The organism is Methylorubrum pseudosasae (assembly GCF_029504475.1).
GTDB lineage: Bacteria > Pseudomonadota > Alphaproteobacteria > Rhizobiales > Beijerinckiaceae > Methylobacterium > Methylobacterium extorquens.
In genome coordinates this window covers 1-19,877 of the sequence record NZ_JAQGDU010000004.1, presented here as the reverse complement: position 1 = coordinate 19,877, position 19,877 = coordinate 1, and the positions used below count along the sequence as shown (strand labels likewise).

The 19,877-nt window shown below is 63.9% G+C and carries 17 protein-coding genes and 1 pseudogene; 11 read left to right on the top strand and 7 right to left on the bottom strand.

From position 1 onward, the window contains the following. Window positions 1-51: 51 nt before the first annotated feature. Both M2437_RS26545 and traA read right to left on the bottom strand, forming a co-directional pair. Window positions 52-1,521, bottom strand: coding sequence for an aldehyde dehydrogenase family protein (locus M2437_RS26545; protein ID WP_253389729.1), 1,470 nt, complete (start codon window positions 1,519-1,521; stop codon window positions 52-54). A gap of 284 nt (window positions 1,522-1,805) precedes the next feature. Further along, window positions 1,806-4,850, bottom strand: coding sequence for a Ti-type conjugative transfer relaxase TraA (gene traA / locus M2437_RS26540; RefSeq protein ID WP_253389730.1), 3,045 nt, complete (start codon window positions 4,848-4,850; stop codon window positions 1,806-1,808). Between the two features lie 182 nt (window positions 4,851-5,032). Between traA and M2437_RS26535 the strand changes: the two genes are divergently transcribed. The 3 genes from M2437_RS26535 (at window position 5,033) to M2437_RS26525 (ending at window position 8,140) form a co-directional block, all read left to right on the top strand. Beyond that, window positions 5,033-5,308, top strand: a complete 276-nt coding sequence (locus M2437_RS26535) for a hypothetical protein (RefSeq protein WP_253389731.1) — start codon at window positions 5,033-5,035, stop codon at window positions 5,306-5,308. Window positions 5,309-5,310: 2 nt separating this feature from the next. After that, window positions 5,311-7,038 carry a type IV secretion system DNA-binding domain-containing protein gene (locus M2437_RS26530; protein WP_253389732.1) on the top strand — a complete coding sequence of 576 codons (1,728 nt, stop codon included), beginning with the start codon at window positions 5,311-5,313 and terminating at the stop codon, window positions 7,036-7,038. A gap of 337 nt (window positions 7,039-7,375) precedes the next feature. After that, window positions 7,376-8,140: a metallophosphoesterase gene (locus M2437_RS26525; RefSeq protein ID WP_253389733.1), complete on the top strand. Its 765-nt coding sequence runs from the start codon at window positions 7,376-7,378 to the stop codon at window positions 8,138-8,140. A gap of 87 nt (window positions 8,141-8,227) precedes the next feature. Here the strand turns inward: M2437_RS26525 and M2437_RS26520 are convergent, their stop codons facing one another. Together M2437_RS26520 and M2437_RS26515 are read right to left on the bottom strand one after the other, a co-directional pair. Next, window positions 8,228-8,941: a helix-turn-helix domain-containing protein gene (locus M2437_RS26520; protein WP_309247858.1), complete on the bottom strand. Its 714-nt coding sequence runs from the start codon at window positions 8,939-8,941 to the stop codon at window positions 8,228-8,230. A 396-nt stretch (window positions 8,942-9,337) separates the two neighbouring features. After that, window positions 9,338-9,586: a type II toxin-antitoxin system ParD family antitoxin gene (locus M2437_RS26515; protein WP_253389734.1), complete on the bottom strand. Its 249-nt coding sequence runs from the start codon at window positions 9,584-9,586 to the stop codon at window positions 9,338-9,340. A gap of 248 nt (window positions 9,587-9,834) precedes the next feature. Here M2437_RS26515 and M2437_RS26510 point away from each other — a divergent pair, with 248 nt between their 5' ends. From M2437_RS26510 to M2437_RS26480, 7 genes are all read left to right on the top strand, one after another. Continuing rightward, complete coding sequence (locus tag M2437_RS26510; protein ID WP_253389735.1) at window positions 9,835-10,515, top strand: ParA family protein; 681 nt, start codon at window positions 9,835-9,837, stop codon at window positions 10,513-10,515. After that, the gene (locus tag M2437_RS26505; RefSeq protein WP_253389736.1) at window positions 10,512-10,817 is read left to right on the top strand and encodes a hypothetical protein; all 306 of its coding nucleotides are present in this window, start codon (window positions 10,512-10,514) and stop codon (window positions 10,815-10,817) included. Before M2437_RS26510 ends, M2437_RS26505 begins: the two co-directional genes overlap by 4 nt. Window positions 10,818-11,079: 262 nt before the next feature. After that, the gene (locus M2437_RS26500; RefSeq protein ID WP_253389737.1) at window positions 11,080-11,283 is read left to right on the top strand and encodes a ribbon-helix-helix domain-containing protein; all 204 of its coding nucleotides are present in this window, start codon (window positions 11,080-11,082) and stop codon (window positions 11,281-11,283) included. Window positions 11,284-11,339: 56 nt separating this feature from the next. Continuing rightward, window positions 11,340-12,779, top strand: a complete 1,440-nt coding sequence (locus M2437_RS26495; protein WP_309247859.1) for a DNA cytosine methyltransferase — start codon at window positions 11,340-11,342, stop codon at window positions 12,777-12,779. Next, window positions 12,748-14,403: an McrB family protein gene (locus M2437_RS26490; RefSeq protein ID WP_253389739.1), complete on the top strand. Its 1,656-nt coding sequence runs from the start codon at window positions 12,748-12,750 to the stop codon at window positions 14,401-14,403. The genes M2437_RS26495 and M2437_RS26490 overlap by 32 nt, the downstream gene beginning before the upstream one ends. 9 nt (window positions 14,404-14,412) lie before the next feature. Then, complete coding sequence (locus tag M2437_RS26485; protein WP_253389740.1) at window positions 14,413-16,077, top strand: DUF2357 domain-containing protein; 1,665 nt, start codon at window positions 14,413-14,415, stop codon at window positions 16,075-16,077. A gap of 11 nt (window positions 16,078-16,088) precedes the next feature. Then, window positions 16,089-16,556: a very short patch repair endonuclease gene (locus tag M2437_RS26480; RefSeq protein ID WP_277570437.1), complete on the top strand. Its 468-nt coding sequence runs from the start codon at window positions 16,089-16,091 to the stop codon at window positions 16,554-16,556. Window positions 16,557-16,602: 46 nt separating this feature from the next. On the opposite strand, the pseudogene M2437_RS26475 reads toward M2437_RS26480, so the two are convergent. From M2437_RS26475 to M2437_RS26465, 3 genes and pseudogenes are all read right to left on the bottom strand, one after another. After that, window positions 16,603-16,791, bottom strand: a pseudogene (locus M2437_RS26475) (HNH endonuclease); the annotation flags it as partial. Between the two features lie 4 nt (window positions 16,792-16,795). After that, window positions 16,796-17,380, bottom strand: a complete 585-nt coding sequence (locus M2437_RS26470) for a recombinase family protein (protein WP_253389709.1) — start codon at window positions 17,378-17,380, stop codon at window positions 16,796-16,798. A 255-nt stretch (window positions 17,381-17,635) separates the two neighbouring features. Beyond that, window positions 17,636-19,018 (bottom strand): transposase, encoded by a 1,383-nt coding sequence (locus M2437_RS26465; protein WP_253389741.1) that lies wholly within the window; start codon window positions 19,016-19,018, stop codon window positions 17,636-17,638. A gap of 146 nt (window positions 19,019-19,164) precedes the next feature. On the opposite strand from M2437_RS26465, the gene M2437_RS26460 reads away from it, so the two are divergent. Beyond that, a partial coding sequence (locus tag M2437_RS26460; RefSeq protein WP_499007236.1) for an IS110-like element ISMdi14B family transposase occupies window positions 19,165-19,877 on the top strand: 713 nt, incomplete at its 3' end.

The following is a 19,877-nucleotide window of genomic DNA, read 5'->3' as shown; positions in this document are numbered from 1 at the left end:
ATGTGTTATATGCTGGAAAATTTACTTCAATAATTGTCTATTTCGGATAAATCAGGCGGATTCTGGCTCATTTCTGTCACACCTAAGCTTATAGAGCCAGTCGTTTATATAGCCATAGTGCGGATCCCATAACTCATCTGTTGTATTTCCATTCGGACATGCAATTATCTTTTCAACAGATGCCGGAATTTTTATGGAACTAAATTCGTCTTTCTGCCCTACGAGCCATAATGCTAGTGTGTCTTCAATTGCAGCTTCCATTTCTTCTTCTGGGGGCGCAGGGGCTATCGTGACAAATGGGAAAGGTAATTCATAAGAAAATAATCTATGCTTATATGAGCTACAATAAATTACTGTCGGGCGAATGAAATTACAGCCCTCTACATTCAACAATCGCGTTCTAGTATCGTATCGGCGTTCGATTAGATCGACAGCTTCGTGGTCTAATAAATTATTGATTAACTCGTTTATTTCGTCTGCTTCGTCTTTACTATGAAATACAGGGAGTCGACCTTGCTTTGTATTCGGATGACATATCGGATAATCTGCGAACCGAGCAGCTACCATTTCAGCTATCTGCTCGCTATTTTTCTGTAATAGAACTCCACTTAAGCTTAAGCAAGAGCTGCCACAATTCTTTAGACTTGCATTTACAATAATCTGGGCTATATTTTCGAGATCGTGGCATTTCGATGATCCCACTATCATTTTACTTTTTCCTGGACCGAATACCTTTAGATTTCTATTGTTTTTAGCTATCTTCGTATATTCTATTGATCCTGTTGTTATGCACTTTTTAGATCTTTGTACTATGAGATCTGTAATATTGTTTTCGCAATGCAAGACGTTTACAACACTATTGGGTAGCCCTGCCCAGCTGAGTGCTATCGCAAGCCTTATAGAAGTAAAAGGTTCTCGCGTTGAAGGTTTAACTGTTACTGAATTTTTCCCCCCCAGAGCCATTAACCAATGGCCATTAACTCCCGGATTTCCTGGCAAGATTGCAGTATAGCCTGGGGACTCCTTCACGTAGCCGATTTGTTTATTGTTTCGAATAAAGAAATTTTTATCGAACACTTCGAGTTCGCCACTTGGGCTCTGAAGGCTGATAATTTGATCCATTCTACGCATCAGTCCGGTAAGCGCCACAAAGGCGCTCTCATTTATGAACGAAATTGGCAGTCCCGATGTTAGCGATACTAAATCAATATAATCTTTTGGGCGCAGTCCGTTTATAGTTTCGTTCTCAAATATATTGGCGGCATTCGAGATTATGTCTAGGATGGATGATACGGACATTTTTTCGATCTGATACGCGCCGATTGCTTGTCCTCCCTTTATACAATCTAAAGCTGTAATCGCTCCAACTAAATTGACTTTAGTAATTTCATTCCCTCGATAATCGGTTATTATATTGTAGTATTCGCTGTATACCTCTCTCCCATCAATGTAACTGGGGATGCCAAATGAAGTCATATCAGACTCAGTGATTTCAAGCCTACCGGAATCATCATTCGTCATCTGAGTTCCCGCTTGCGAGATCATAACCACTGTTTGCCACCTATGATCTTTATCGATCCTGTGTTACATCCATCAAAAGTTGCACTCGCAGGCTGGCTTGTCAACGGTGACCCGCGTATTGGGTAGGGTGATCGCTTGAAGCGGTAGGGGATTCCGACCCGAGGTTTGCCGTGCTTCATCGCCGTCCTCGCATCAGGAGGATGGCGATGGCAGGCCAAGCGCTGCTGGATCATCTTTCGGCGCTGGAAGAACCCCGTCAGAACGTGAAGGTGGTCTAACCCCCTCTACAACCCCAGGACCGGCCCGTTGTGGTCCAACCCAAGCCGCTGGGCTCGCTCCAGCTCGCGCTGCTGTTCCAAGGCGCGCCGCTCCGCCCGCTCCTGCTCGTAGGCGATCCGACCCTGATCCCGGTCGATCCCCCGGATCACCGTCACCGTCTCCCCCAGAGCAAGGCTGCGTTCCCGATCCATCCCGGGTATGCCCAGGAAGGCATACTTTCCAACGCCCGCTTGAGACGCCTCCTCGCGCCCCTTCGCCGCCGCGCTCACCGCCCGGAACTCCTCCATCACGCCCCGGCCCGCCTCCGTCCGGAGCGCCCCCGCGATCAGCACCTCGCCCGCCTCCCGCGACCCCGCCCGGTAGTCCCGCAGGAACTCCTGCGCCGCCTCCGACAGACCCGGAATCTCCACCTTCGCCAGTTCGCGCCGCCGCTTCTCCTTCGACACGGCCTGATCGTGGGCCTCCTCCCACTCCCCCAGCAGCGTCCGGACCCGCGACGCCACGGTGGGGAGCACGGCCCGCGCTTCACGCCGCTCGCGGTCGTCACCCAGCAGCCGCCGGCGCCGCCCGCGCAACTCCCCGAACGTCTCAGGACTCGTCGCCAGCCGATGCGCGATCTCGCCTGATCTGCCATCGGGCCGGTCGAACATCACCCGCAGCCGTGCGGCCACCGCTTCCGGATCGCCGAACACCGCCTCCAGTCCGTAGCCCTGCTTGGCGAGGCGCCCCGCGAGCCGGTCCTCCGCCGCCTCCCGGCCGATCTCCCCGAGCGTCTGCGCGAACACCCGCTGCGGCTCGAGCAGCGGCACCGGCCGGTCGCCGGGCTGCAGCCCCGCCCGCTCCGGCGCCTCGCCGAGATAGTCCAGCACCGACGCCTTCACCCGGCCCCGCTCCAGCCGCGCTGCCAGCGCCTCGAAATCCCGGAACACGTCCGCGCCGGCATAGAGCCCGACCGCCTCGCGGTGACGCGTCATCGCCACGTAGGTCAGGTGCCGGTCCAGGCCCGATGAGGCCAGCACGAAGGACCGGTCCACCGTCGCCCCCTGGCTCTTGTGAATGGTCGTGGCGTAGCCGTGGTCCACCGTCGCGTAGCGGTCCTGCGCAATCGTCACGCCGCGCCCGTCATCGAGCGTCACCGCCAGCCGCCCCTCGTCCGCCACGCTCACCGTGCCGAGCGTACCGTTCTTCACCCCGAGCACACGGTCGTTGCGCAGGAACACGATCCGGTCGCCGGCCGCGAAGCTGAGCTGCCCGGCACTTTCGCTCGTGAACCCCGCCTCGTCGCGCAGCTCGCCGGCCGCGCGCAGATGGTCCCGCACGGCATCGTTGAGCGCCCGCACCTCTGCCCGGGTATGCGCCAGCGCCACCCGCGTATCGGCCGGATGCGCCGCGCGATCGGCGAGATAATCCGCCACCAGACGCTCGCGCGCCACCGCCCCGTCCGCCGAGAATTGGACCGCTCCATGCGCGCGATACGCCTCAAGCCCGGACCGCGTATTCCGTGTGCCGAAGGCCACGCTGGCCGCCCGCTGCCAACCTTCGCGCTGGCGCCGGATCACAGCAAGTTCGAGGAACCCGGTGCGCTCGGAAAGCGCCCGGAACCCCGCCCCCGGACCGATCGGCTGCAACTGCTCGGGATCGCCGACCAGCACCACCTTCGCACCCGCGCGTTCCGCCTCCCGCAGCACCTTCATGATCTGCAGCGAGGACGCCATCCCGGCCTCGTCGATCACCAGTACGTCGCGCTTGGTGAGCCGGTCGCGCTCGTTCCTCCAGGCCAGCTGCCACGAGGCCAGTGTGCGGCTCGGGATGCCCGAGGAGGCCTGCAAACCCTCCGCCGCCTTGCCGGCGAGCGCCGCCCCGTGCACCCGGTAGCCCGCCGCCTCCCACGCCTCCCGCGCCGCGCCGAGCATCGTCGATTTGCCCGCACCCGCCAGCCCGACCACGCTGGCGATCCCCTCCGGACCGGTCACGTGCCGCACAGCCGCGCGCTGCTCCTCCGCCAGTTCCGGACGGCGGGACAAGGCGGCTTCGACCCGCACCGGCCCGACCTCGTGGAAGCGGCGGGCCAGCAGCCCATCGGCATGGCGCGCCATGTCGGTCTCGACCGTCAGCAACGCCCGCGTGGTGAAGCGTTCCCCGTCGTTCCGGCCCACGCTCGGCAGGCTCACCACCCCGTCCGCACCCATCACCCGGGCCAGTGCGGCTTGGAATGCGGCCGGCTCGTCGATCCCGGCCCGGTGCAGTGCCCGGGCCACGTCCTGGCGCGTGAACACCGCCTTCTCGCTGGTGATCAGGTTCAGCACCTGACCCGGCCAGCGCGCGACCTGTTCGGCATTCCGGGCCGCGGTCTCCGGATCGATCGCCAGCCGATCGACCCCGGTCTTGCCGCGCCGCTGCATCTGCGTGGCATGCACCCCGACATGCTCGCTCGGGGCGATCGACAGGTCGCGATCGACGTGCGAGCGCCGATCGATTTCCACGCTATGACCGGCCCGGGCGAGGTGTTCGTTCGCCCGATCCTCCCACAGCGCCCGCAGCACTTCGACCTCGACCCGGGCCGTCGTCGATACGTCCAGGACCCGCGTCTTCGCACCGAGTCCGTCGGGGGTCACCGCCCGCGTCGTGGTCAGGATGTGGACATGCCAGTTGCGCTCATCGCCCTCGCGGTTTGGCGCATGGATCGCGACATCCGCCGCCACGCCGTAGCGCGCACATAAAGCCTCGGCGAAGTCGCGCGCGAGCGCCTGCCGCTCCTCGGGCGTCAGCTCGTGTGGCAACGCCAGCTGGTACTCGCGCGCCACCTTGGCGTCCTTGCGCCGCTCCGCCGCCTCCGCCGCGTTCCAAAGTACAGCGCGGTCCTGCGCCCACTCCGCTCCTTCCGGCACCACGATGAAGCTCGCCGCGACCCCGCCGCGGCGCTGGTAGTCGTGGATTTCGCCGGTACGCGCGTCGGCGATCAGACTGGCTGAGCGGTAGGCTGCAGCGGCCGTAGCCGAGCGCCCGCTGGCCCGGGACACCGCCTTCACACTGAGGTGGTAGATCGCCACGCCGCCCGAGCCGCCTCGTCACCCGCGTAAAGTCGTTCCACCGCTGGGTGGGGCGGCAGGGCTGGGAAAAGCACCCGCATTGCGACAGCAATGCTAAAGTGCGCCCTTCCACTCCTTTCCAGGGTATCCGGCGACTGATACTACCACAAGAGGTATCTACACACGCCAGGAGACAGATCCGCATGCCGGCCACACGCAACGAGCGCATCGAGGCTGCACGCCTCCGGCTCGAACAGGCGAAGAACCGGCTCAGGCAGCTCGAGGCCCGCGCCTCTCAGGAGGAGCGGAAGCGCGACACCCGCCGCAAGATCATCCTCGGTGGATTGCTGCTCGATGCCGCCGGGAAGGAGCCGCGCTACGCCGGCCTGATAAGCGAACTCCTCGGGCGCATCACACGCACCCAGGACAAGGCCGCCTTTGCCGACTGGTCTCCGGCCAAGCCAGCGGATCGGACCTGACGATGCACGGCGTCCCGACGGTCTGGCACCGCCTGTTCAAACCCGATCCCTGCTCCGATACCGAACGCTGGGCGCGCGTCTTCGCCGGTCTCGGGATCTGGCTCACCGGGTTTATCGGCGTCTGGTGGTACGTCATCCGCCACGAGGGGGCCTGCAAATCGCCCTGGGGTGCCCATTGCCTGGTCTGGCAGTACACGCCGAGCCTCGGCCTGCACCTCCTCGGCACCCTGATCTGGCTTGCGAGCTTCAGCGCCATTCTCGTCAACGTCCACCGCTCCGAGGCGGCGACGCCGGCCGTCGTCATCAGCTTCGGCCTCCCCTGGCTCGCCGGCCTCTGGGCCCTCCTCGGCCTGTTCGGCTTGCCGCGCTGGCTCCTTGTGGTGTTCGGCTTCGGCATGCTCGGACTGGTGGCAGTAGCCGTGGCGTTTCGCGGCGAGGGCGACCGGGACTTCATCCGCGGCGCACGGTGCGTGAAGCTCCCGGATTATCTGCGCCTACTGACCGGACAGCTCCGACGCACCGGCGCCGATCCCGCTGTCGTTCAAGCCATCGAGGTCCGCGATCCCGCCCGAACCGTGCTGATCGCCGGAGCTCCGCTCCCGCCCGGCAACGAGAGCCTGCACACCCTGATCTGCGCTTCCACCGGCGCCGGTAAATCCGTCACCCTGCAAGCGCTGCTGGCCAACATCCGCGCCCGCGGCGAGCGCGCCGTCGTTCTCGACAACGGCCACGAATTCCACCGCCACCTCGGGCGGCCCGACGACATCGTCATGGGCCCGCTTACGAACGATCACGGCTGGGCGCTCAGTCGCGAGATCCGCGAGCCCTACGAGTGGGCGCGCTTCGCCCGCTCGGTCGTCCCGGACGGCCACGGCGAGTCCCGCTCCTGGCATGAATACGCCCAGCGCTTCCTGGCCAATCTCGGCGAGGCGATGGGACCGGGCGTGTCCAACCGCGAGCTGATCGCGGCGCTCACCGCCTGGAGCCCGGCCGACCTCGCCCCGCTCCTGCGTGGCACCACCTCGGCCGTCATGCTCCAGGACGGCGGCGAGCGCCTGCTCACCAACGTCCGCTCGATCTTCTCGGGCTATCTCCAGGGCTGGCGTTACACCCCGGAAGGCCGCTTCTCGTTCCGCGACTACATGGCCGAACGCGACGAGGCCGCCTGGCTCTGGATCCCCTATCGCGAGGCCGAGCTCGGGGTCGCGCGCGGCCTCATCACCTGCTGGACCGACATGCTGGTGACCGCCGGCTTCGATCGCACGGAGGGCGCTCCGCTGACCTGGATCGTCATCGACGAACTCGACAGCCTGGGCGAACTCTCGAGCCTGATCGAGGCCACGACCAAGCTGCGCAAGCGCCGCGTCGCCGTCGTCGCGGCGATCCAGTCCCTGTCCCAGCTCACCACCCATTACGGGCCCGACAAGGCCCGCACCCTGCTGAACTGCTTCTCCAACCTGCTGGTGCTGCGCTCGGTCGAGCCGGACACCGCCGAGGCCCTCTCGCGCCACCTCGGTGAGCGCGAGCACTGGGACACGAGCTACTCCGAGAGCACGACCCGGACCGGCCTGATCGAGGGGAGCAGCACCTCGGGCACGAGCCGGGCCAAGCGCCAGACCCGGATCGTGCTGCCCTCCGAGATCCAGTCGCTGCCCGACCTGCACGGTTTCCTCAAGCCGGCCGGGCCCTGGCCCGTCGTCCGGGTCAGGGCCGAACTCCCGCAGCTATGAGGACGCGTTCCGGACCTCGTCGCACGTGGGCACAGCCGGTCGTGTCGGCCGGGGGTAGCGCTGGGCCTTCGGAGGCTTTGGTCCGACGAGACGAAGGGAGTGGGGGCTCAAGAACCCTTCGCCTCGCCGGTACTCCCCGGCGCGAACACCGAGGCCACGCTGGCATCTGGAGCAGGACCACGAACGGTCAAACTTCGCCCGGATCACACCCGCTCGACGGGAATGCCGGCAGCCCGAGGCCAGCGATCGTCCCGGACGGCCTGAGTGGAGTCGGCTGCCTAAGGGTAGGGGGTGCTTCATCGCGCCCCGGACCGCGCCGCATCGCCTGGGAGGCCCCTTGGCCAAGCTCTGGATCCTGTCCGACCTCCACCTCGAGACCCTGCCCTATCCGGACAACTTCCGCCCCGACCCGCCAGGCTTCGACGTCCTGGTGGCAGCCGGCGACATCTGGGAGGGCGATCCCGGCCGCGGCTTCGCGGTGCTGCGCCGGCTCGCCGGCGACAAGCCGGTGGTGTTCGTGATGGGCAACCACGAGCACTGGAACGGCATCGTCAGCGAGGATCTCGCCTTGGCGCCCATGCTCGCGGCCCGGGCCGGCATCACCTTGCTCGACGGCGGCACGGCAACACTCGCCGGATGCCGCTTCATCGGCACCACCCTGTGGAGCGACTACCGGCTTGCTGGGCAGCTCGATCCCGCCACGCCGACCGGCGAGCCGATCGACATCGCCCATGACGCGCACGGCGGCAGCCACCTCATCACCATCGGCGACGCCGCCGCCCTGCACCGCCGGGCCCGGGCCGCGCTGAGCGCGGAAATGGACGCGCATGACGGCACCCTGCCCCTGGTCGTGGTCACCCACCACGCCCCGCATCCGGACTGCATTGCGCCTGCACAGCGCGGCACCTGGAACGCGGGCAACTCGGCTTCCGACCTGTCGGCACTGACCGATTCCGGCCGCGCCGCCCTGTGGGTGCACGGGCACGTCCACCACAGCCTCGACCTGACCCGGCCCGGCGGCACGCGCCTCCTCTGCAATCCGGCCGGAGCCGGGTTCGCCAACCCCGCCTTCGACGAGAACCGGGTGATCGCGCTGCCCTGAAACCGGCCGGTCCGCGCGAGGCCAGCCGTCCGGTAAAGCGGACGCCGGCGCTCGCGCGCATGACGCCCACGCATGGCCGCGACGGCTCTACCGACCGCGCCGATTCCGGATCGCCCTCTGTGTCGAAGGTCGCCCGCTGCCCCCCGGCAGCTTTTGCGACGGTTCCGTTGGTCTCGGAATCCACAGGGTTAGAACTTCAGTAGGCGTGCCCTTCGCGGATTTGCACCCTCCCCTCTCGGACACCGGGGCCGCCGCCTCCTGCTTCCGCTTGCGGGTGAGCCGGAGCCAGGCCGTCCATTCGGCCGAGACGATGCGCACCACGTTGGTGTCGTTGCGCCAGCCGGTGATGCGCCGCTCCTCGACCGTGAGGAGCCCGAGCCGTACCGCCTCGCGGATCGCGTTGCGCACCGTGGTCTCGGACACACCGGCGAGGGCCGCGAGGTTGCCCACCGCCAGCCGGCAGTCCTTGCGCCGCACGCTCTCGGCCGCCACCAGGGCCAGCACCGCCTGCTCGGCCAGGCTGAAGCGCGCCGCCAGGGCCGGTGGCAGCCGCCCCGAGGCAGCCCAGCGGCGGCGGCGCTCGAGGCTGGTATCCGTGCGCGGCCGGGAGCCGACATGGCGCGGTGGTGCCGCCTTGAGCGGCTCCGGTCCCTCGGCCGCGGCGCGCGTGACCGGCAGCGCCATCCTGGCCTCGATCAGGCCGGACAGCTCCTCCGCCGTCGCCTCGCTCACCGCACCCGCGGCAAAGGCCTTCCACAAGGCGGCCGTCACGTCCGGCAACGCGACGCGCGGCGCGCTCATCGCCTGACGGCGGATCTCCTCGGCAAACATCGGTCCCGCACCTCTGCAAGGCGCGCAGCAGGGCTCACGCGCCTTGGCGGGCGTGTGGGCATCCAGGCAAAGCGGGACCGCTCGCGAAAGTTGGCGCTTTCGCTTGACGCCCGGGGGCGCTCATGAGACTGTCGGGATTGCAATTGTGTCCCGCCGGTCTCTTAGAGATCGGTCCACGGCCTCGAAGGTTGGCGCCTTCGGGGCCGTTGCTTTTTCAGGCTTCTACCGCGTCGGTTTCTCTCCTGACGGCGCTGATCGCGCCGAAACGCCGACCGTGGCGGCTCGGGGAGATTCGGTCAACCGCTGAGCCTGCCTGAGCCGGAAGTTAATGAGACATTGCCGACCCATGCCTATCGGACTCGATGTCTAGGCATCCGGCTCCTTAGCCTCGGCCATGATGTCAGGGGCGCTGCGGCGGCTGATGCCGCTGGCTCGGGAGTCGTCCACGATGCGGCGGAGATCGTCGATCGTCAGTTCGGGGTGGGCCCGGCGCTCCCGGTCGCGGCGCACGAGGTCGCGCACATAGTCGCTCGTGCTGGCATAGTCGCCCTGCCGGATCTGGGTCTCAATCCATTCCTTCATGGGGTCGGGCAGAGAAATCGTCATCGTCGCCATGGGTCACCTCCTAACCCAAACGTAGCAGAAATATGAATTTTTCACAAAAATTCATATTTCTGCCTTCTATAAATGATATCATATCATATCTTATTATATCATAGCTATACAGTCATATGATATGATCAACTAGCAAAAGGGCGCTATTATTTGCTATGAAACAGTGTCATTCGCCCTGAAATTAACTCGTCTGTAAGCGGCCTAATGCCAAGCTTTCAGACTGTACGCTCCGATAGGAGACCAGCGGCATGCCTGTCATATCAATCGCCAACCCCAAAGGCGGCGCGGGAAAATCAACTACAGCCTTGGTGTTAGGCACGACGCTAGCAGCTCACGGCGCCACCGTGACCCTGCTTGACTGTGATCCGAACCGACCGATTGCGGCATGGGTCAAAGGTGGCAGCAGTACCGCCATGAGGGTGCTGGGCGACGTCGGAGAGAGCGGCATTGTCTCAGCCATCGACGCAGAACGAGCGGCCCGGCAATTTGTCCTAGTGGATCTTGAGGGAACAGCGAGCCGCATGGTGTCGCGTGCCATCATGAGATCGGACCTCGTGCTGATCCCAATGCAGGCTTCCGCAGTGGACGCCGCTCAGGCCGCTCGCGCCGTCGGGCTTGTTCAGGAGGAAGAGCAGGTCGTCGGCCGGGAAATCCCGTTCCGCGTACTATTCACCAGGACCTCGCCCGCGATCCCCACTCGGAATGAAAAGATGATCATTGACGAGCTTCGCGGTGCCGGCATTCCGGTTTTGATCACACATCTGAATGAGCGGGCCGCCTACAAGAGCATGTTTACTTACGGTCGAACGCTTGCTGAGCTAGATCCCTCTCTCGTGAACGGCCTCCCAGCAGCACATGAAAACGCCGAGCGCCTCTCCGGAGAGGTGATCGAACTCGTAAGCACCCTCAACCGGAAGGCCGTCGCATGAATACCAAGCCCTCATTCGGTTTTGGCAAGCTGGCGGAAATCCAGCCGACCACACCTGAGCCAGCGCCCACCAACGCCCGGGATGTCGATCGCGCAGCGGAGAAGCTAGGATTCCCGAGTCGGGAGGTGCCGACTCGTCGGAAGCGGCGCACCACGGTCGATGAGCCGACAGATCAGCTCAACCTGCGGGCCACCATTACCGACATCAACCGCTTCGTAGAGTGGTGCGAAGCTGAGCGGATGTCTTACCGAGAGGGTTTCGGCCGATTAGTCTCTAAGATTGGCCAGTCTGACAGCCAGTGATCGTACTGCGTTTTCTGGACTCTGTGGAATATCTGGATGCAGACGAATTGGACGCCAAACATCTCTATGTATCAATGACAAGAGGCTCCAAATCACTTGTCATTTGCTCCAGAAGTCCGGTCCTTCAACCTCATCTTGCGCGACGGTGACTCTGCAAGCGCTGTGGATCCTGCCGAAGGCGTGATAGCTGCTGCTCCAAAAGTGGTGCATCCTGCACCTCGCTGATGCTAGAAGAGTGAACCTTGGCCGTTGAGCGTTGCGTATGGCAGGAAGCGAGAAGAAGTCGGTTCGTACGTCGGTGATCCTCCCGGAGGAGGCGCATGCCCGCGTGCAGGCGCTGGCCGATGCGAATGACGTGTCAGCTGCCTGGGTGATCCGGGCCGCAATCCTCCGCTTTCTTGATGAGCATGGTGGCCAGACCGAGCTCCCGCTGCGCCTGTCCAAGGCTGCCCGGGTTGCCGTATGAGCCCCGAGACTGCACGGCGGAAGCTCGCTAGGCTGCGGACCGGCGGCAAACCCCGGGTGCTGGATCTGTTCGCCGGCTGTGGCGGCCTTTCGCTTGGCTTCCTGTCCGCCGGCTTCCGGATCGATGCGGCCGTGGAGTTCGACCCGGACGCGGCGCGTTCGCACGGCCTCAACTTCCATCCTGGTGATGCCCGCCACAGCGTGGCTCGCGACATCATCATCACGCATCCTGAGGATCTGTCGGCCGAGCTCAATTTGGGGCCGGTAGAAGATGCCTTCGATGTGCTGGTAGGCGGTCCACCCTGCCAGGCGTTCGCCCGGGTCGGCCGGCCGAAGCTGCGCGAGATCGATGCCCATCCCAGGGCTTTCGAGCACGACCCACGCGCTAGGCTGTACCAGGAATACCTCCGCTACGTGGAGGCCTTCCAGCCGCTGGCCGTGCTGATCGAGAACGTGCCCGACGTCCTCAACCACGGGGGCCAGAACATCGCCGAGGAGATCTGCGAGGTCCTCGAGGCGAAGGGCTACGTCTGCGGCTACACGCTTCTGAACGCCTCGTTCTACGGCGTCCCGCAGATGCGGGAACGCATGTTCCTGATCGCCTACCACCGCAAAGTGGCCGATCATGTGACCTTCCCGGGGCCAACGCACTGGGTAGAGCTTCCGCCAGGTTATGAGGGATCCCGCTCGGTCGCATTGAAGCTGCTGAACGGAGCCGAAGGCGACGCGCACGACTACATCGACCCACCAGCCCCGGACCGGAAGCTGACGCCGGCCGTCACGGCCGAGAAGGCGATCAGTGACCTGACGCCGATCTATGCACGCAAGCAGCTCGCTGCCGGCGTCTTGAAGCGCGGAGCCCGCCGCTTCGACCAAGCTATGGTGGCCGATGCCCGGCGTAAAATCTCCGACTATGGCCGTCTGATGCGGACATGGCCCGGCTTCGAGCATCCGGCCGAAGGCATCAAGGATCACGTTATCCGTTATCTGCCGCGTGACTACGAGCTGTTCGCTAGGCTGAACCCGGGCGATCAGTACCCGGAGGCGCACCGGCACGCGATGAACATGCTGGCCGAACGCATCGAGCAGCTGCGCCTGCAGGGAGTGCGGATCCGGGAAGGCAGCCCGGAATATCAGCGCCTGAAGGATGCGATTGTACCGCCCTACGATGCCGGAAAATTCCCGAACAAGTGGCGGAAGATGTGGCGCGATCAGCCGGCCAGGACGCTGATGGCCCACCTCGGCAAGGACGGCTACAGCCACATCCACTACGACAGCGAGCAGGCGCGGACGATCTCGGTTCGTGAGGCCGCCCGACTGCAGTCCTTCCCGGACGGCTTCGTGTTCTGCGGAACAATGAACCCGGCCTTCCGGCAGATTGGAAACGCCGTGCCGCCGCTGATGGCCAAGGCACTTGCAACCACCATGTTGGCCGTGCTGAACGGAACCCAAGAAAAGGAAAACTATGTCGTCCAGCGAGCGGCAGCAGCAGTTTGAAAGAGCGATCAAGGCACTGCCGGGCATCCGTCCGGATGCCCGGATCGCCGCGAATTTCGGGTTTTCCAACAGCGCAAGGGTTCTCGAAGGAGGTCTGTTCGCCTGCACTAACAATCTCGAGACATATTCCGAGAAGATCGTAAAAGGAACCGGCGCGCCGCTCAAGCAGATGGTGCTGCTCTGCGTTCTGACCTTCCCGCCGCATGACGAAGTGTATTTCGCCATTTCGGTAGGTGCCGACATAGAAAGGCTGAATACCGGATTGACAAAGCTTTTCCATGAAGGGGAAGCGCGGAACGCTGCGCTTGTAGCCGCCGCGAAGAAACCGGGCAGCATCAGCAACAACGTCAAATTCTACATCACTGATACAGGCCATCTCTACTTCCACAACTTCGACTTCAAAGAGTCGCTGAAGGAAGTGCAGGCGAAAGGTGAGCTGGATCCGGACTGCTTGGCCCGGATCGACAGCATTCATTTTGCTATCTGGCCGCCGGCGGCCTCGGCACGGCGGAGCCTGCTGGCGCGCTCATTTGTCGGTTACCTGGGCGACCTGATCGGGCGCGAGAAGGTCCATGAACTGAAAGTCTGGGATGAGGCCGGGTCGGTTAGCGCCGAGATGCGCCGGATGCCTGCCTCCATCCCGATTGCGGATCTCGAGGCTTCTGTGAAAGCCCTGGGCGGTCATTACCCGGGCGGCGAAGTGCGCCGCTTCCATGCAGCGCTCAACTTCCTGCAGCACAAGCACTTTGTCATCCTGGCCGGGCTTTCCGGAACGGGTAAGACGCAGCTTGCCCTGAAATACGCCCGCGCGGTGCACGGGCTGAAGAGCATGAAGGAGATTGACCCCTTCCTATTCGTCTGCCCGGTCCGGCCGGAATGGACGGATCCGACCGGCCTGACCGGCTACTTCGACGTCCTGTCCAACCGCTACATGGTGCCGCCTTTCCTCGAGGCGGTGCTGCTGGCCACCGCACACCGGGACTCGCCCGTGATCGTGGTCCTCGATGAGATGAACTTGGCGCGGGTTGAGTACTATTTCTCGGACGTGCTCTCGGCCGTCGAGACCAGTGAGACGCTGCAACTGCACTCGAGCGGTGTGCCGCTCGAGGGATCGACGGGCACGACCGTTCCCGCCGTGCTGCCGCTGCCAGAAAACCTCTTCATCATCGGCACCATCAACATCGATGAGACCACAAACTCGGTCAGCGACAAGGTGCTCGACCGTGCCATGGTCATCGATATGTCGGCGGTGGACCTGACCGGCTTCTTCGCAGAGCTCGAAACGCGGGATCCAGCTCTGAAGGATGCCCGGGCAGCCTGCGAGCCCCGGCTGGTGGCGGCGCAAGCGCTGATGAACCCGCATAATCTCGGCTTCGGCTACCGTGTGGCCGAGGAGGTGGTCCGCTACCACGCCTTTGCAACGGCAACCCTGAGCCAGGATGCCGATGCGACTGTGGATGAGCTGATGGTGCAGAAGGTGCTCGTCAAGCTGCGCGGGGCGGAGAAGCAGCGTGCAATGCTGACGGGTCTGCAGAAGGCGATCCCGTTACCGCGCTCGGAAGCCTACCTTGCCCGGCTGCTGAACGATCTTGATGAATTCGGCTCGTTCCAAGCCACCCGGTAGGGCCGCACGGTGACCGCGCTGGTGATGATAAGCGAGGCGACGGGCGCCCGCTGGCAGGTCTGGCCGGATCCAGAGCCCGTCACTCCCGGCACGGTCCAGGAAACCGGCAGCTATCTCTTTGAGCTGCGGGACTGCCCGGAGGCGCTGCGGGCCGAGCTCGCCCTTGATGACCGAACGCTCGAGGCTTTGCGGGCACCGGCAACGGACATGGCACGCTGGCGATGGTGCCCGGGCTTCCATGCCGGCACCGTGGAGGCAGAGCTTCGGGTGCCGGGCTCAGCGCCGCGCCGGTTCGAGATCATCACGGATCCTGACCGCCGCAAGCTGAGCCGTGATGCCTTTGACGCGATGGTGCGCGAGATCCTCGATGACACCTTCGCGCTGTTCTCCCTGAGCAGCTTCCGGAAGGCGGTTGCCAAAGGAGCCGGCAACCGGCCGCCGCCGATTGCTCGGCTTGAGTTCCTGCGCTCCAGGATTGGAGAGCTTGAGGCGGTAGTTGCCCTGATCGAGCGTCATCCCAGGCGACGGCTCGGCTCCGAGGAAGTGACCCTTTCCTATCATCGGGCCACCCGCGCAACCGGGCCGGAGATCCTGCGCTCCTTCCGGTCGGGCCGGATCCTGCAGGAAAAAGGGTCGCCCTCGCGTCTGCCGGCAGCCCTGAAGGGCTTCCTGCCGGAGCAGATCCGCGTCCGGCAGCGCCGGAGCACGCTCGATCTGCCGGAGCACCGGCAGATGGCCGCCTGCCTGCGCTCGTGGGCTGCTTGGCTTGGTGCGGTGGCGGGAATCCTCGACCGTAGGCCTGCTGGCGAAGAAGCAGAACTCCGGCAGTCTGCAGCAGCCTGGGCCGGCCGGTGCCGGCAGCTCTCGCGACGGATCACCCAGCTAGCAAAGGCAGAACCGTTCGCGGAAGCCGGTGAGGGGCCGGCGCGGCTCGTGCTGACAGCGGTGTTCCGGAATGATCCAGCCTACCAGCGCTTCTACCGCCTATGGCAGGACATGAACCTCGGCATTGCTGCCGTGTTCGGCGACTTCCTCGATCTGCCGCTGGCCCGCACCTATGAGCTCTATGAGCTCTGGTGTTTCCTCCGGCTCGTGCGGGCAGGAGCGGAGGAGTTCGGGCCTGCCGGTGTGGTCACTGGGGACCTGTTCGTCACCGACGCAGCCGGAGGCGTCACGCTCGCGACCGGAGCAGTAACGGTCCAGGTCGGCAGCGGATGGGCGATCTGCTTCCAGAAACGCTACCGGGAATTCTGGAAGGAAGCCGACAAGCGCGGCTCTTACAGCCGCGACATGATCCCTGACGTGGTAGCTGCCCAGGCACCGGCCGCCGAAGGCGAGTTTGGCAGGATCATCGTTCTGGATGCCAAATATCGTATTGAGAGCGGGCTGAACGACGCGTTGAGCTCGATCCACGCCTACCGTGATGCGCTGGTGCAAGAGGTCGCGCCCGACAGCACGGCGGGCTTCGTGACGGCTGCCTACCTGCTCTCACCGCATGTGGCAGACTTTGATGATCCCTACCGTGAGACCGTTATGCCCGGCCGGCTGTTTCATCCCGAATACCGCCGCCGCTTCCGCTTCGGTGCCGTCACGCTCCGTCCGGGAATGAGCACGGCAGACATCGCAGGGGCTCTAAGGATGATCGTTGCCGATGCCACCGCACCTGCTGCCTGACGAACCCGCCCATGGCTGACGTGCTGACGCCGGAGCAGCGGCGTCTCAACATGAGCCGGATCCGGGGCCGGGATACAAAACCCGAGCTTATTCTCCGAAAGAGCCTGCATGCCGCTGGCTTCCGCTACAGGATCCATGCCCGTGAGCTTCCGGGTAGGCCTGACATCGTGTTTCCTCGTTACCGGGCAGCCATCTTCGTACATGGCTGCTTCTGGCACGGCCACAATTGCCCTATGTTCAAGCTACCTAGTACACGGCAGGAATTCTGGTCGACAAAGATTATTGGCAATCGCCAGCGCGATCAGCGGAAAGCTACCGAACTCAAATCTGCTGGATGGCGGATACTTACGATATGGGAATGCAGCCTGACAGGACCTGCTAGACGCCCCCCTGATGAGTTAACCGCCTGCTGTAGTGAGTTCTTAAAAAGCAACGATCTTTACTGTGAACTTTCTGGAAATTGGCGGAACCGTCGCTAATTCACTGTATCAAATGACGTCACCCCCATGTCGCAATAAGAAAATACCCATAACCGCTGCGCCAAGTCTGCCCGGCGGCATCCCACCAGCGGCCATCGCCGAGGTGAAACACCAACTGCCCATGCGGCCGGCCGCACTGCTCACAGCGGCCCTTGGCACGACCGAACCGGATCACCTCCGACAGCTCGCGCCAATCGATCGGATAGAAGAAGCGGTTGTGCGGACGGATCGGCATCGGCTCAGTCCGCAGCGCGCGCCTGGCTGCGCGCTCGAGCCTGCGGGAAGTAGCTGTAGAAGGTGACCCGGCTGATGCCGAGGCGCTTGGCGATCTCGGCTACCGAGATGTTGCCGGCAGCCAGCAGGGCCCGCCCCACCTCGAGGTCGCCCTCGGAGAGAGCCTTGGGCCGGCCACCCTTGCGTCCGCGGGCGAGAGCGGCCTTCAGGCCCTCCATGGTGCGCTCGCGGTTGAGGTCGAGGAAGTACTCGGCCATGGCCCCATGCATCTGCAGGGCGAAGCGCCCATGGGCAGTGGCGCTGTCGAACTGCTCGGTCAGGGAGCGGAAGTGGATCTCCTTGATCCGCAGACCGTCGATCGTGCGCATCATCTCGACGAGGGAGCGGCCGAGGCGATCGAGCTTCCACACCACCAGGACGTCGGTGGGGCGCAGATAGGCGAGGGCGGCCTCGAACTCCGGGCGCTTGGTCCCGGCCTTACCGCTCTTCTTCTCCTCGAAGATCCGCTCACAACCGGCCTTGGTCAGCGCGTCGCGCTGCAGGTCGAGGTTCTGATCCTGGGTCGAGACGCGGGCATATCCGACGAGCATGTCAGGATAGTCTCACAATACCCTTATCCGAACAATAGATTTCCTATCATATTTTTCGTACATATACGGGGCTGTTTGGGGGTGCCCACGAGGCGCCACTTCGGCTTGTCAGAAAAACGTTCGTTTTCTAGACAAACTCGTCCGCACCGCCAGAGGGCCGCTCAAGGTGGATTTTGTTGAAAAACCCGCGGTGGATCTGGATTGAGCGCTGAGCAGGTGAGCGCGGCGGTCCGGCGTGAGGGCGATCCCGGTCGATCAGGCCGGGGTCAGCTGCTGCAGCGGGATCAGCTTGGCGAGCTTCCTGAGGTTCTGGGCCGCCGCGGCGAGGTGGAACTCGTCCCGGGCCCCGTTCGGTCCCCGCAGCCGAAGCCGATCCAGCTTCAGGATGCGCTTGAGGTGAGCAAACAGCATCTCGACCTTCTTGCGCTCGCGCCGCGAGGTGCGGCCCTCCTCCGAGGCACAGATATCGCGCGCCATTTGCCGGGCCCCTTCGTGGACCGAGCGCGGGATCTTGCGAGCGGGGGTGTTGGGGCAACATTGCAGCTTCAGCGCACAGGTACCGCAGTCGCGCTTGCTGGCGCGGTAGCGCATCATGCCATCGTCATCGACGAGCGGGAGCGGCGTCCGGTAGACCCTCTGGCGTGGCTGCAGCGGTTTGCCGGCCGGGCAGGTGTAGGCATCGGCTTCCGGGTCGTAGGTGAAGGCTGAGCGGCTGAAGGTGCCATCGCTGCGCTCCGACTTGTCGAAGACGGGGATGTGCGGTTCGATCCCACGTTCGTGCACAAGCCAAGCAAGGTGCTCGGCCGATCCGTAGGCGCTGTCAGCGGCAAGCCGAGCCGGCCACAGCCCGAACCGGTCCTGCGTACGCGCGATCATGGTGCGGGATGCGCCGACCTCGGCCTGCCGGATGGCGCGGCTGGCCTCGACATCGACGATCACGGCGTGATCAAGGTCGATCAGGTAGTTGGTGGCGTAGGCGAAGAAGGCATGGCCCTTCATCGCGCCTGTCCACTGCGCCGCCGGATCGGAGCGCGAGACGAACTTCGGCGTGGTCTCGCTCGCGGCGCCCCAGGCGGCTTCATCGAGGGTGTCGAGGTATTCGCGCACCGACCGACGGGTCCGGGCGAGGTCGTCCCACTCGACGGCCTCCGAGGCGTCCGCGGCGCGCTGCTTGTTGGCATCTGCCCGGATCAGGCTGGCGTCGACCGCAAAACCCTCACCGCCGACGAGACCCTCGTCGATGCAGCGCTGCACGGTGGCTTCGAACACCTCGCGCAGCAGGTCGCTGTCACGGAAGCGGCCGTGCCGGTTCTTCGAGAAGGTGGAGTGGTCCGGCACCCGGCCATCGAGCCCGAGCCGGCAGAACCAGCGGTAGGCGAGATTGAGATGGACCTCCTGGCACAGGCGCCGCTCGGAGCGAATGCCGAGGCAGTAGCCGATGAGCAGCATGCGGATCATCAACTCGGGATCGACGGAGGGGCGGCCTGTGGAGGCGTAGAACGGTGCCAGCACGCGGCGCAGGTCGCTGAGATCGACGAAGCGGTCGATGGCGCGCAGGAGATGGTCGGCGGGAACGTGGGTGTCGAGCGAGAACTCGTAGAACAGAGCGCCCTGCTCGACTTGCCGATGTCCCATCATCTGCGTCGATCCCCGCCTCACAACGGCAGTGAATCACCTCACAAATGCCACCGCAACCACCGAGTTTTTCAACATCGGGTAATGGGCGGCAGCTCTTCTGCGGAAGTCGATAGGATCGGCTCCGCTGCCGGAAGAGGAGGCTGATTATGGAGTATTTCGCTGGCCTAGATGTCTCGATGGAGGAGACGCACGTCTGCGTGGTCGACCGCGACGGAGTAGTTACCCATCAGGCGAAGGTGGCCTCTACGCCTGCCGACATCGCGCAGGAACTCGCGAAGGCGCCTGCCTGCCGTCGGGTTGTGTTCGAGACAGGCCGGATGGCTCCAATGCTGTTCCACGGCTTGGCCGACCATGGTGTGCCGGTCGTCTGCGTCGAGAGCCGGCAGGCTTACCAAGCCTTGAAGTCGCTTACGACGCACAAGACCGACCGGAACGATGCGCGCGGTCTGGCTCATCTGGCACGAACAGGCTTCTTCAAGCCGGTGCACGTGAAGTCGCTGCCGGCACACGCCGTGAGGTCGTTGATCATCGCGCGCAAGAAGCTGGTCGGCCAGCGGGTCACGCTGGAGAACCAGATCCGCGGTCTTGCCGTCGTGTTCGGGGTGCGGCTACCGCGGGCGCTCAGCCCTGCGTTCATCGAGCAGGCTCTGCGTTCGAGCGAGGGGATCGCTGGACTGTCCGCCGCCATGCGCGGCCTGATCGGAGCACGAGCTGCCGTGCTGGCAGCTGTCGCCGCCATCGATGCAGATATCAAGCGGATGGTCCGAGCCTCAGATGCCTGCCGGCGGTTGATGACGATCCCGGGCGTCGGTCAACTCACCGCGCTCGCTTTCACGGCAGCCGTCGATGATCCTGAGCG